Source organism: Vibrio sp. NH-UV-68 (genome assembly GCF_042940635.1).
GTDB lineage: Bacteria > Pseudomonadota > Gammaproteobacteria > Enterobacterales > Vibrionaceae > Vibrio > Vibrio pacinii.
This window is the reverse complement of record NZ_CP134976.1, coordinates 607,830-621,135: the sequence shown is the minus strand read 5'-3', so window position 1 is coordinate 621,135 and position 13,306 is coordinate 607,830. Positions and strand designations below refer to the sequence as shown.

Sequence of the window (13,306 nt, the reverse complement as noted above, 5' to 3'; positions counted from 1 at the left end):
GACTTGCTAGCGGTGTTCACACAGGCACATCCTTGGACAAAAATGAACCCACACAGTTTCGTCAAAAACGAACTTCTATTCTATAAAGATACGCGATAAATTTTAGTTATTATTTTTATAAACAATCATAATTTTTCTTACGGTTAATTGATCCTTATACTTTTCCACATCGACACAAGACACGAAACAAATAATCAAATCAGTTTTTGGAGAAAGTTATGAAAATGAATCACGTTGGTATCATGGTTGGCGATATGGACAAAGCTGTAGAATTCTACACTAAAGCGCTAGGTCTTCGCGTTGTTATGAACAACACTAAAGTAATCGAAGAGCGCGAATCTGCAATCGGTCGTATGTGTATTGCAGTATTTGGTGAAGGCTTTAAAGGCTTCAACATTGCTCACTTAGTAACAACAGATGGTATTGGTGTTGAGCTGTTCGAAATGGTTGACCGTGAAGAGCGTCACAACGTTGACTTCTCTCGCCTAGGTATCTTCCACTTCTGTCTACAACTACCAAAAGAGCAATTTGAGTCAGCAATCAAACGCGTAGAAGAGTTTGGCGGTAAAGTGCGCATGGATATTCACCGTTACCACCCAGAAGATGATTCTAAGCAAGCACAAATGGTTTACCTAGAAGACCCGTTTGGTAACCTATTTGAGTTCTACTCGCACTCTTACGAAGACACTTACGCTTCTGATTACGAGTAATTCTTTCACTCGCTAAGTAAAGATTATCAATGCCCACTAGATATTTGATCTCGTGGGCATTGTTGTTCTACTGTCTAAATAATTCATCGATGCTGACGCTATTGCAGAGGCAGCCTCGCGACCAAAAATGAGATTCTCTTCAGCAAAGACCGAATCAGCTCAAGTAGTTTCTACCATTCGAAATGTACGCAGCGGATATATTAGAGAACCCACCGCTTGTATGAACAGAATCGGCTCTATCCATCTAGAGTTCAGGATTAGTTCACCAAAGGGACACGCCAGTATGAAAGGCTTATTCCAGTCGCTAGTGGATAAGGATCTACTTAAAGCTATGAACAAGGCTGAAAACCTGTATAAATCGTTGTTGACTGAAGCAACAAACGTTACCGAGTTTGACAATTTAATAGACGTTAAAACGTTCGACAATATTAGTTACCTCATCAAGGGCAATCAATTTGATACTTGCGTATTGCTAGGTCAGACAGGCACAGGGAAAACAAAATCTGGCTTCCAACCATTGGTAATGGTCAGCACATAAAAACAAAAGGGTAGTCTACCTCTCTTGCCTTATTCCTCTCGTTAAGCAATTTTGTGAATCAGTCGGTGCAGTAGCGTACAACAATGCGACACTTTTTGAGATCGAAAACTCGGTTGCCCTTGGTTCTGTTGTTAACAGCCTCCTGCTCAATTGCTAAATCTCACTGACTAGTTATTGATTTCTGAACTACTCAAGAATTTGTGCCGTTTAACGTAGATTCTTATTATAGATATTTAGGCAACAATGAAATGAATAATGTGATATTTATCACATGAATGATTTCATACATAATCTCTCCTGTACCAAGAGCAGTGGCTCTAAAGTAAACAGCATTCAAAGGAATAAGGTTATGAAAACAACGATTACAACACTATTAATTGCGGCACTATCTTCATCAATGGCTTTTGCTATGCCAACAGAAAAACATTCAATTAGCATCACTACATTCCAAAACCAAGCAGTTGTGACTGTTTATGAAAATGGCAAGCCTGCAAGCAATGTAACAGTAAAGGTAAAAGGTAACGGTACCCGCTACTACACCACTGGCGAGAAAGGCACCTTCATGGCAGCCAATCTACAAGATAACGGTCGTACTTTTACTTTCGAAATCGAAGACAAAAATGGTGTAGAAGTTCGCGAGCAACGTTTCCTGTCGGCTTTCTAAGTTAAATCACTGAAATATCCAACTCAAAAAGCTCGAATCTTTCGGGCTTTTGCTTTTAGACGAAGGCGATTTTATCGAAAGTTCTGCTCCCAAACAGGCGGCGAACCAATCTCTTCTTTGACAATGTCAATGAATGATGTTGCGAGTACAGATTGCTTTCTATGTAAGTACATAACATGGATATCACCGAACGAAGCAAGCGTATATTCAGATAACAATTGAACCAGTCCTAACTCTTCCATGTCTTCAGTAATTATGAACTGAGGTAGCTGAGCATAGCCCATTGAAGTTTTAACACTGGCGAGTATCATTTCGGCTTCATTGACTCGATAATTGTACTTTATCGGGTAAACGGTCGACTGCCCCGACTCACCGTCAACAAACTGCAATTTATCGACAACAAAGTTTTTGTTCGCATAAATGACACCAGGCAACTCGGCCAACTCCTCGGGCGTTCTTGGCATTCCATGTGTCTCGACAAACTCTTTAGTAGCAACCAGTGCGGTTTTGTTCTCAGCAAGATGTCGCGCGATCATCGAAGAGTCTCGCATTGGCCCAATGCGAAAAACGAGGTCAAATCCTTCGCTCACTACATCCACTAAATCATCGTTAAGTAGTAGCTCGATTGTTGCTTTCGGGAACCGTTGCAAAAAACACTCGACCGCTTTTTGCAAGTAGGTTCTGCCAAACACGACAGAGCTTGAAACTCGCAAATGACCTGAGGGTTCATTGTGATAAGATTGCGCGATACTTACTGTATCTTCTAATACTTGCGTCACCTTCTCTGCTTGTTCGACAACACTTTTCCCAACACTAGTTAAAGACATTGAACGCGTAGTACGATTGATTAGCTTCACACCCAGATGCTCTTCGAGCTGCTTAATTTGCTTCGACAGCACTGAGCGGTCGATATTGAGCCTTTCAGCCGCCTTGGCAAATGAGCCCGTTCGTGAAACCTCTAGCAACAAATTTAATCTACTCGCTAAATCCATTTCACCACCTATATCATCACGAAACCAACAGTGTACTTATTGTGAGAAACAAAACCAGCCTATGATTTCCGAATTTCTATGTTCCTCGCTATGGCGTCTATCATTTCAAAAACGCTCTAAAGGCAAATAATAATCTTATGGTTATTCCCTATAAACGAAGGTATCGTTCTGCCAGAAATCAAACCCAAAAAGCGAGCACTAGGCACGCTTTTGACTGCTTGGCGATAACGTATCATTCGTTAGGTGGCAATGCATTAGTACAATTTACATCAGCAAACTCTTGGACAAAATTGTTTCAGTGCTTTATCTAAATAAGCAAAACATGAATAACCACATGTATGGGAAAATCAATTAACTCGGCGCCAGTCTAAATAGTTCTATTCACCAAGCTAAACTATGAAATTCGGTAGATGTCGCCCTTTATTTCCAAATAACCTAACTGAACTTGCTTAGACAGTATTGTTTCTGTTCTATCTTTCATCGCTTTACTTGTACTAGAGAAACCGAGTACTTCCGTAATCGACTTAACTAGGTCATCGCTAGATATAGAGAAAGTATCCTTAACAGTCTCTATTGCGGCTTTTGCGATTTCACCATCATAGATAAAATCATACTTGCGCTCGTTTGAAGGGAGTTCAACTCGATTACGAATCGTAATTTCACCTTGGCTTTTAGCAATAATGAATTCACCGTCTAATTCAACTTTACCTTGGCGATTGAGTAAACCGATACCATCTAGAACCGAGCGATTTATCCGCGCACCACTTCGTGAGCTACCCACCGCAGACAAAAGACGAATAGTTAGATGTTTGACGTGAATTGGAGATTCAAGCTCTACAATTTTGAGAATATCCTCAGCTAGGGCTGTCGTGCTTACTTCTGGGATCGTATCGCCAGATCCAAGGTATAACTGCTCTTTAGGGAAAGCTTGGTAAACGGCAGCAGATGCCTGATGTTCAACTTCTACCCTTTCAATCGCCGCTTTTGGCTTTGATTTTACAGTATCTTCAACAATAGGCTCTGAATCATAGGCTTCATAATAAGCAATAGCTGACTTGATAGCATCATTTAACCTTTCCGTTTCTTTATGACGGCTGCGGAACCAATCAGTACTCCAAATGCGGTGAAACCGCCAACCAAGTCCTTCAAGGACACTCTGACGAATACGATCTCTATCTCGTGCGCTCTTTGAACTGTGGTATGTCGCGCCATCGCACTCTACTGCAAGCATATAGCGACCAGGTTTATTTGGATCTCTCACTGCAATATCAATATAGAAACCTGCACAACCTACTTGTGGTTGAACTTGATAACCTAGAGAGCGAATGGAAGAAATAACGTCCTCTTCAAAAGGTGAATCAGGTGCTTTGCCTGTCTCTTCGCGCTTAACGAGATCACCTGTTTCAGCATAATGTAAGAAGTTCTTCAGCGCTCGAACACCAAACGGAGATGCCTCAGTCGTTGGCATCTCATCACCTTTGAAGTTACTAAATACCTCCATGCACATACGAGCACGTGAGATAAGAACATTGAGTCTTCGTTCACCGCCATCACTGTTTAGTGGACCGAAACTCATTGGCAAGCGACCTTCGTTCGTCTTACCATAGCCGATACTGATATAGATGGTGTCACGCTCGTCACCCTGCACGTTTTCAAGGTTCTTAACAAAGAAATCTTCCCCTTCCTCATGCTCTCCAAAGAAGTCCTCAAGATCTGGGTTCGCTTTTCTTAGTCGTTCAATTTCCAAAAGGATTGCATCCCGCTGAGCTGTACTGAATGCAACAACACCTAGTGTTTGATTTGGCGCTGTCTTAGCATGTTTAATTACAGCTTCTGCAACCTCTGTCGCCTCTCCCACGTTACTTCGAGAGCCACCACGATCGTATGTAGTATTCGGCAAGTAGTTAAAACTCAAACCTTTCGCATGAGGGTTAATGCCCGACGAAGGGAAAATCATCAGCTTATTGTCATAAAACTCTTGGTTAGACACTGCAATCAATGACTCATGACGGCTACGGTAATGCCATTTGAGCATCTTTTCTGGTGTACCTGACGCTAAGAACATGCCCAGAATACTTTCCATATCGGCAGTGAGGCTTTCTTCTGCGTCTTCATCATCTAAGATTAATTGTTTGCCGAAGAAACTTGTTGGCGGCATCTGCTTGGTATCACCAACCACGATAACCTGCTTACCACGCATAATAGCCCCAAGTGCATCAGCGACTTTAACCTGTGAGGCTTCATCGAAGATTACCAAATCGAAATCAACCACACCTGGCTCTAAATAAGTCGCTATCGACATTGGACTCATCATAAATACGGGCTTGATCTGCTGGATCACACGACCTGATTTATTAAGCAGTCGTCTGATTGGCATTTGACGGCGCTTCTTATTGAACTCACGTCTTAAAGTTTCAACTTCACCTCTTGCTGATGGGTTGGGTAAATTATCGTAGAGCTGCTTAACCAATGACTCTTGAGCAAAGTGGAACAGTCGCCCGTCTATGAAGCTAAACTGCTCAATCTGTTTTTCATGCTCAACTCGATCGAAATAACGGATTTCATCTTTTGAATCATACTGATATTCAACAAGTGAGCGATAAAACGTATATTTGAAGCAGTCACGGAAAAGTGTTGGCACATTAGCCCAAGTAAATGCCTCCTGTTTCCATTTTGAAAGTCCGATTCGGTCTAACTCAGCTCCTAAGCGGTTAAAGCGAGTTAGAGGGTAAAATTTTTGAATATCTTTCCCCAACAACTCAACATCATCAATAGATAAAGAGTCACAACAGTCAGTAAAGTTCGTCAGATCTAGCTGAAGTAATGAAGCTAATTCGCTCAGCATACCTTCACGCTTACTGATTAACTCTTTTACATGGTTAAGCTCTGTTGCGGTAAATCCAATTTCCTTTGAAGGGTCTAAGTACTGCGCAGCACTCGCATCGAGTGAGCCAGACTTAATTCCTGAATGGCACTGGTGAACCCATTGAAGCGGTTTTAAGATCGCGATCCAGTCAGTACTCTCATTTTTAAAATGACTACCGATAGTATCTATTGCTAGTTGTGCAGAATCGATGAAGCGCTTTTGAGTTGAGCGATACTCTAATACGGTATCAATTCTTTCAATCCATTCATTTACACCGCCAGCAAGTCCATTCTTACACATACCAGCATAAGTACTTTTTGCTCTTCGATAGTCACCTGATAAGAATCGCCACCATTTCTGACCAGTCGTCAGCAATGAGCCACGGACAGGCATCCAATCGTAATCTAAAGCATTATCGACAAAGTACCCTGATAACTCTGCCTTTTGATCTTGTAGAGTTGCACCTTGAAGAGCGAACTCGAGTATCGTATCACCTTTAGACTCCCACGCAGAAGAATTCGCATCAACGCTCTCAAGCTCGGGTCTATCTGCAATAAGAGAAAGCCCCTCTAAAACCGAGATACAGTCTGTGTAATTAAAGATAGGTGAAATATAACCAGCGCAGGTATGAAGGCCTTTAATCTGGTTAATAATTTCTTGCTGTGTTTCTTCTAATTCAGAGACTAGCTTTTGAGCCACTTTATCATCAGACGGCGAATAATCTTTGAGAGTGGTTGATGAAAACAGATTAAGGCTTGGCGCATCGTGCTCACTTAAATAGTCAACAGTCTCAATTATCTTCGCCAGGACAGATAAGTAATAACTCTTATCCCAGACATTTAAATCAAAGTCGGTACTTGGTAGCTCATCCAAATCGATTGAAGCGTCAGTAACGATTCGCTCAAACTGTGAACTATAACCTAGAGCATCATGATAACTCACTTCGGAATTGGCAATACTTTCATTCACCGATAGACAGTAATCATCCAACTTATTACGAAGAAACACTAAGCGGCCTATATCGTCACTTCTCTCTGGAGTGACAGGAGCGTGCTGCATAAGTGTACTTTCTAATGAAGAAAGTACTGATTTCTTGTTCGCCTTGTGGGAGTGTAACTCTAATACTGAATCACCAATATGGCAGTTATCCAGTCGTCGTTTAACAACATCAAGTGCTGCCATTTTTTCAGCAACAAACAGCACTTTCTTATTATCAGCTAAAGCCTGAGAGATGATGTTTGTAATAGTTTGTGATTTACCTGTACCAGGAGGACCTTGAATAACAAGATTAGCCCCCGACTTTGCCGCTAATACGGCTTCTGTTTGGCTTGAGTCCGAATCTAAAACCAGTTGAACTTCTTCAACACGGTTGACATCCATTGGTGTTGAATCGAGCAAAGTTGCATCACGTTCAAAACCTTCCGTAAACAGCTTTTTAATTAAGCTATTTTCCGATGGTTTTTTACCTTCGGGCCACACTTCATCTGATAAGTCCTGATACATCTGAAACTTACCAAAAGAGAAGAAACTTAATACTATTTTATTGCTTTCTACCGACCAACGCTTTTCTCCTGAAATAGCATTCGCAACTGAATTTAAGTATCCTTGGAAATCATAACCCTCTTCTCCTTCTTCAAAGTCAGGTAAGACAATACCGAACTCCATTTTAAGCTTAGCCGCAAGGGTAAGGTTTGTTCCTAGTTCTGATTCTGTGTAGCGAATTTTATATGCATCACCCGCATCAGCTCGGAAAATTTCGACAGGGATAAGTACTAAGGGAGCATGTCTCGGTTTGTCAGAATTAGCGTCTTCAAACCACTTAACGAAACCAAGAGCAAGATAAAGTAGATCAACACCCTGTTCTTGGACAAAGGTCGTAGCTTCCGTGCTCAGCTTTAGTAGGCGAGTATCGAGTGATTTTCTAAATAACTGAGTTTGCAGAGCGTTATCAGCGTGCCTTTTATCACCATTTGTTTCTTCAAGATGAGCTGTCAAATCAGTTAAAGATATCGAATTGCTATCCTCTTTCTCTAGAGAATCAGGAGCTGGAAGAAATGACATTGTCTTTGAGTCTTCAACCAAATGTTGAAACACTTGCTCGGACTTTTCGTCAACAATGTCTAGAATTTTGGCTCCCTTGCCGACATTAAGTAATGTATTTCCTCTAAGACCCATATCAAGGAGTTCTTGACGGCTTTTATCAAAAATATCTTTAAGATTCGAGTTCATGTTGCTGTTAAACCTTATATTTTGTTAACCGTACTTTATCCCCAAAAGTCAGCTACACTACAGCTTAATAACTGATACTGTTTTTGAAATCCTTCCAGACATAGAGCGCTTACCTTTGGGTACTTAATTTTTTAGTTAACCTAAGTTTTACTCTCTGTGTGACCGTCACAAAAACTATCTGCATATGAGATTCTAACATTAGAAAACGTTGGTCAATATAATCGTACTTGTTTAGTGAAGAGTATCTACTCTAAGTGATAAAGGGACAGAAGTGTGTCACTTACTTTGCTAAATTAGTAATTAATGAATTAGTTTAGGTATCAAAAATCGTTTAATGAAGTGTCGAGTCTAAGTGGTACAGATAAGATCCTGACTGGCTCGAAGATTGATAGAAATAAGATGCCTACTATGCGATTGTTGAGCAAAGAAGCTAAGTTTGCTCTTTCGCTAAATAAAAAATGGGGGCGAGTTCTCGCCCCTATGGTTCCCATATAATAGCCTTGTATGTCCTTCTCTAACAGTCCGTTTGTTTTTATAGTCTCAAACCGTCTTATGATCTCGCTGTGATAACCATAGGTCAGGATAAACTGATACATCTGAGGTCATATACCTTTTAGTGCAGCAAATCTTCTCGCCTACTTGCCCTAGATACGTTTTTATAAAAAATAGTTTGTGTTGGTACGATATCGTCTTTTGTAGGTTTCATCGTCTTTGAGTATCTAATTCTATAGCGTTCTAAAAATGAGCGATATATCCCATATTTAAAATAGACTGCATTAGCTTCCATTGTCTGTCCGGAATAATCAACCTTCTGTTCACCATTTACCCAGACTCGGAACCAACCGTTATCATCTCGTGACCATTTTACGTCTAACTCTATTTTGTGCCATTTACCTCTTAAATCATCCTCTGATATCAAGGGATACAGCTTACGAGTTCCTCCCCATACTTGATCATCTAGAAAGTAACCGCCATCAGCGTTTTGAAACATCCAGACTGGATAAGAGTTTTCCTGATGAAACTGACCAAGTGCTACTTTAGTCGGGTAAATATTAGTATAATTGTCTGGGAAATAAATTTGCCAGCCATACCAATACTGGTCTCCATTATGAGTTGCCTTTCTTCTCTCACTAAGTTCGCTTCTCTCTCTGTCTTTCTTACAATCATTCCAATCTTGGTTAGAAGCACAATCGCCATATCGAACTTCGAACCTTTCAACCAAGGCTTGAGAACCACTTTCAAGTAAAGGATCTTCGACCAGTGTATATCCGTGAGATTTATTATTTAACGAACGTTGGAAATCTCCAAAATTGCCACGCTCTATCGTATTTACTGAAGAGCAACCTATAAGTGAAACCGAAGCGATTATGGAGGTGCTCACTTTTTGCATAAATGTCATATATACCCTTAATTCCATTTATAAAATCAGTAAATAAATATAGCAGTGAATATGCAAATGATCTTTAAGAGCGCTTAATTCAAGCGCCAAGCGTCATCATAAAGTAAAGCTACTTCCAACTAAGATACAAGAATTGGAGTTGTTCTACGATTCCGCTCGTGACAGGCGAGCGTGCTGCGACGTTATAAACAGGTGTAGTTGGTTAAAACCTTTTCATAATTAGTTATATGAGGAAAAGTAGTTCAAATTACACGTTTGTTACGTATGCACATTAACTTAAAGCAAGGAATAGAGTAACTCATGTGTTCAAAAGGCCATTGCAAGGTTACACGGCAAGTTGTTGACCAAATTAGAGAGTGTCCTGAATTCTGTGTAACTGTCTAAACTTAAGCCTTAAAGGCTAAGGATGGACAATATGGATAAGAAAGCACTCGAAGCTTTTGCTCGTGAAGCAGCAAAGTCAATTAAGACAGAATCTGATCTTGATGACTTCCACAAAATGTTAACCAAGGTGACCGTTGAAACGGCGTTAAACGTTGAACTCGATGAGCACCTTGGATATCAAAAACACCAATCTAGAACCAGCTCCAACTCCCGCAATGGCTACTCGGGCAAGTCAATCATCACCGATGATGGAGAAATCGATATCGACGTTCCCCGCGACCGTGAAGCCAGCTTTGAACCTCAACTCGTCCGCAAGCACCAAACTCGATTCCAATCCATGGACGACAAGATATTGAGCTTGTACGCGAAAGGCATGACCACACGTGAAATCGTCGCAACGTTCAAGGAAATGTATGATGCCGATGTCTCGCCAACGCTGATATCAAAAGTAACGGACTCGGTGCTTGAGCAAGTGATTGAATGGCAGTCGCGACCTCTCGACGAAATTTACCCTATCGTCTATCTCGATTGCATCGTGGTTAAGGTGCGTCAAGACAAGCAAGTCATCAACAAAGCGGTCTATCTTGCGTTAGGCGTCAACATGGAAGGCCAAAAGGAGCTGCTCGGCATGTGGCTCTCTGAAACGGAAGGTGCCAAATTCTGGCTTAACGTGCTGACTGAGCTTCAAAACCGTGGGGTAAAAGACATCCTTATCGCTTGCGTTGACGGGCTAAAAGGCTTTCCTGACGCCATCAACACTGCGTTCCCAGAGACGCAAATACAGCTCTGTATCGTCCACATGGTGCGAAACTCGGTCAAGTACGTCCCTTGGAAAGACTATAAAGCGGTGGCGACTGACCTGAAGAAAATCTACCAATCAGCCACAGAAGATGAGGCTCTGCTGGCTCTAGCGCAGTTCTCTGACCGATGGGATAGTAAGTATCCTCAAATCAGTCGCTCTTGGACGGCGCATTGGGACAACCTCAACACCCTGTTTAACTACCCAGAGGATATTCGCCGAGCCATTTACACGACTAACGCCATTGAATCCCCCAACAGCGTTATTAGAAAAGCGATTAAGAAGCGCAAGCTCTTCCCAACGGATGAATCAGCTAGAAAGGTGATCTACCTGGCTATCCGAGATGCTTCCAAGAAATGGACGATGCCGATCAGAAACTGGCGACAAGCTCTAAACCGCTTTATGATTATGTTCGAAGACCGACTCACTCAATACATGTAACCCCGACAGTTACACAGAATTATTTACAGGGTCGGCTGATGAATGTAACACCCTTCTAGTTGACCATCTTCGACCAATTGGTGGTGTCTCAATGCATTGATATCGCAATTCATAGTAAATCTTTTGGTTTTAATTAGGAGTACTGGGGTGGTTACATTCGCTTTAAAGGCTTAACCACGCTATCTAACCCCTCAATTTTGAGTGCTAAACAGAGCTGCAGCAGTTTACCCAACTCGCCGTCGGGAAAGCCTTTCTTATCGAACCACAACAAATACTCTTCTGGTAGATCAATCAATGCCCGCCCAGCATATTTACCAAATGGCATCGGCATACGAGCCAGTTTTATCAGGTTTTCTTTTTCTAACATCAGGCTTTACTCTGTGGATTCGGTCGTGACAGTTTACACTTTTCAAGCCAAAGACAACAACTAAGGCTGAGGCGTCACAGTATGAGCGTACTCCACCACGATTTGATTTCCTTCAATGTAAGCATTTTGGATATCGCCATCAACACTCATTCTGCTTTGCAGGTAAATTACTTTAGGTCCATTGGCTAAATCTTCTTTCAATGACGGAAACACATTATGAGGTTCCAAGCGCAATAAACGACAAAACTGGCTGACAAACGACATTGTCAGTGGTTTTTCACCACGTAATAATTGCGAAAAGGCAAGCTGACTCATGCCAAGCTTTTTAGCAAACTCCATCTGTGTTAGACGCATTTTTGACTTTTGTGACATCCAAGACTGATACAAAGCTTCTCTGTCTTTATCAGTAAACTCCACGATCTTCCCCCACTCTAATTTGTTGGGTGAATTGTCGGTGTTTTGTCGTCAAGATTGTCAGCGCTGGGTTAATGAAAGTCATAACCGTGTTGAAACTGTCCTTTCGCGCTGGCTAGGTAAAAGAAGCGCCAAAAAAGCTACCTAATGTATCCGTCTGATCGTGATTATTTAGAACCAACTCAACATTAACCGCTTAAACCAATCGACTATTTTTTTAAACAGACCACCTTCTTCAACCGTTTGTTGCGCCACCAAATCAACGCGAGCAACTTGCTCATCCTCTAGACGGTAAATAACGCTGCCAACAATGTCACCTTTACTTATCGGAGCAATAAGATCATTTGAGTACTCTAGCTCAGCCGTTAGCTTGTTACTGTCCCCTTTTGCAAGTGTCAGCAATACTGGCTGGCTGATGCCAACAGGGAGATTATCAACCTTACCCATCCACACTCGAGCCTCGGCTAAAGTGTCATCGACACGAGAAGGCGCAACCGTATCAAAAAAGCGAAAGCCGTAGCTCAGCAATTGCTTACTTTCAGACTCACGACTTTGAGTGCTGCTTGATCCCATGACCACCGAAATTAAGCGCATGTCGCCACTGGTGGCTGATGTCGCCAAACTATACCCTGCCCCACTGGTATAGCCGGTTTTCATCCCATCGACATTAAGGCTTCGATCGCGTAATAAACCATTTCGGTTGTACTGAGTGATGCCGTTATAGGTGTATGCCGTTTCGCTATACAAGGGGTAAATGTCTGGTAAGTCGCGGATAATGGCTTGGCTTAGTATGGCAATATCACGAGGTGTAGAGTAAAGCCCTTCACTGTCTAGGCCATGAGGATTGGTAAACGCACTGTTTTTCAAGCCTAAAGTTTGTGCCCAACTGTTCATTAAACTGGCAAACGCATCCTCACTGCCCGCTACGTGTTCGGCAATAGCCACGCTGGCATCATTTCCTGACTGAACAATCAAACCGCGATAGAGGTCCATCAGTTTGACGTCGGTAGCCACTTCAATAAACATCTTTGATGAGTCTGGAAAATTCTTTGCCCATGCATTGCGGCTGATGCGCACTTGGTCATCGAGTGAAATATTGCCACGGTTGACCTCTTGCCCAGCGACATACGCCGTCATTAGCTTGGTCAAGCTTGCAGGGTTGAGTTTGGTATCTGCGTTGTTCTCGACTAACACAGCACCAGTATGATAATCGATTAAGATATATCCCTTGGCGCCAAGAGCTGGAGGATCGGGAATAACCGTTGGTGCGGCAATCGCACCAAATGATATGGAAAGGGTGGTAAAGAGCGCTGAAGATTGAAGTAAACGCATAATCATGATGTGCAACGTCTCACTATAAGTGTTGATAAACTCACACAGTATAGACAAGCGGCGCAGAGTTTCAGCCACTTTGAAACTAATCGTTACTATTCAACCTGCTTTATCAGAAATAGCTCAAAGTCACGCTAGTAGATACAAAAAAGCCAGCGCTAAGCACTGGCT

The 13,306-nt window shown here is 42.0% G+C and carries 9 protein-coding genes and 1 pseudogene; 4 read left to right on the top strand and 6 right to left on the bottom strand.

Annotated elements, in window-relative coordinates; genetic code table 11:
- The first annotated feature begins 218 nt into the window (after positions 1-218).
- From ViNHUV68_RS17210 to ViNHUV68_RS17200, 3 genes and pseudogenes are all read left to right on the top strand, one after another.
- Positions 219-710 (top strand): VOC family protein, encoded by a 492-nt coding sequence (locus ViNHUV68_RS17210; protein WP_038177349.1) that lies wholly within the window; start codon positions 219-221, stop codon positions 708-710.
- Between the two features lie 82 nt (positions 711-792).
- Positions 793-1,023: pseudogene (locus ViNHUV68_RS17205) on the top strand (IS110 family transposase); the annotation flags it as partial.
- Positions 1,024-1,597: 574 nt separating this feature from the next.
- The gene (locus ViNHUV68_RS17200; protein WP_391091777.1) at positions 1,598-1,912 is read left to right on the top strand and encodes a hypothetical protein; all 315 of its coding nucleotides are present in this window, start codon (positions 1,598-1,600) and stop codon (positions 1,910-1,912) included.
- Between the two features lie 71 nt (positions 1,913-1,983).
- Here the strand turns inward: ViNHUV68_RS17200 and ViNHUV68_RS17195 are convergent, their stop codons facing one another.
- The 3 genes from ViNHUV68_RS17195 to ViNHUV68_RS17185 all read right to left on the bottom strand — a co-directional run bounded on the left by ViNHUV68_RS17195 (position 1,984) and on the right by ViNHUV68_RS17185 (position 9,398).
- Positions 1,984-2,904 carry a LysR substrate-binding domain-containing protein gene (locus ViNHUV68_RS17195; RefSeq protein ID WP_391091776.1) on the bottom strand — a complete coding sequence of 307 codons (921 nt, stop codon included), beginning with the start codon at positions 2,902-2,904 and terminating at the stop codon, positions 1,984-1,986.
- 394 nt (positions 2,905-3,298) lie between these two features.
- Positions 3,299-7,999 (bottom strand): DUF3320 domain-containing protein, encoded by a 4,701-nt coding sequence (locus tag ViNHUV68_RS17190; protein ID WP_391091775.1) that lies wholly within the window; start codon positions 7,997-7,999, stop codon positions 3,299-3,301.
- Positions 8,000-8,612: 613 nt separating this feature from the next.
- Complete coding sequence (locus tag ViNHUV68_RS17185) at positions 8,613-9,398, bottom strand: heparin lyase I family protein (RefSeq protein ID WP_391091774.1); 786 nt, start codon at positions 9,396-9,398, stop codon at positions 8,613-8,615.
- 415 nt (positions 9,399-9,813) lie between these two features.
- Between ViNHUV68_RS17185 and ViNHUV68_RS17180 the strand changes: the two genes are divergently transcribed.
- Positions 9,814-11,022 (top strand): IS256 family transposase, encoded by a 1,209-nt coding sequence (locus ViNHUV68_RS17180; RefSeq protein WP_391091773.1) that lies wholly within the window; start codon positions 9,814-9,816, stop codon positions 11,020-11,022.
- A gap of 151 nt (positions 11,023-11,173) precedes the next feature.
- Here ViNHUV68_RS17180 and ViNHUV68_RS17175 read toward each other — a convergent pair whose 3' ends face one another.
- The 3 genes from ViNHUV68_RS17175 to ViNHUV68_RS17165 all read right to left on the bottom strand — a co-directional run bounded on the left by ViNHUV68_RS17175 (position 11,174) and on the right by ViNHUV68_RS17165 (position 13,141).
- The gene (locus tag ViNHUV68_RS17175) at positions 11,174-11,389 is read right to left on the bottom strand and encodes a putative quorum-sensing-regulated virulence factor (protein ID WP_391091772.1); all 216 of its coding nucleotides are present in this window, start codon (positions 11,387-11,389) and stop codon (positions 11,174-11,176) included.
- A 60-nt stretch (positions 11,390-11,449) separates the two neighbouring features.
- Positions 11,450-11,806 carry a helix-turn-helix transcriptional regulator gene (locus ViNHUV68_RS17170; protein WP_038177359.1) on the bottom strand — a complete coding sequence of 119 codons (357 nt, stop codon included), beginning with the start codon at positions 11,804-11,806 and terminating at the stop codon, positions 11,450-11,452.
- Between the two features lie 168 nt (positions 11,807-11,974).
- On the bottom strand, positions 11,975-13,141 hold the full coding sequence (locus tag ViNHUV68_RS17165) for a serine hydrolase (RefSeq protein ID WP_391091861.1): 1,167 nt from the start codon (positions 13,139-13,141) through the stop codon (positions 11,975-11,977).
- Positions 13,142-13,306: the final 165 nt, after the last annotated feature.

Coding starts and splice junctions, on each gene's coding strand:
- ViNHUV68_RS17210 (WP_038177349.1), top strand. CDS start 219: ATGAAAATGAATCACGTTGGTATCATGGTTGGCGATATGGACAAAGCT.
- ViNHUV68_RS17200 (WP_391091777.1), top strand. CDS start 1,598: ATGAAAACAACGATTACAACACTATTAATTGCGGCACTATCTTCATCA.
- ViNHUV68_RS17195 (WP_391091776.1), bottom strand. CDS start 2,904: ATGGATTTAGCGAGTAGATTAAATTTGTTGCTAGAGGTTTCACGAACG.
- ViNHUV68_RS17190 (WP_391091775.1), bottom strand. CDS start 7,999: ATGAACTCGAATCTTAAAGATATTTTTGATAAAAGCCGTCAAGAACTC.
- ViNHUV68_RS17185 (WP_391091774.1), bottom strand. CDS start 9,398: ATGACATTTATGCAAAAAGTGAGCACCTCCATAATCGCTTCGGTTTCA.
- ViNHUV68_RS17180 (WP_391091773.1), top strand. CDS start 9,814: ATGGATAAGAAAGCACTCGAAGCTTTTGCTCGTGAAGCAGCAAAGTCA.
- ViNHUV68_RS17175 (WP_391091772.1), bottom strand. CDS start 11,389: ATGTTAGAAAAAGAAAACCTGATAAAACTGGCTCGTATGCCGATGCCA.
- ViNHUV68_RS17165 (WP_391091861.1), bottom strand. CDS start 13,141: ATGATTATGCGTTTACTTCAATCTTCAGCGCTCTTTACCACCCTTTCC.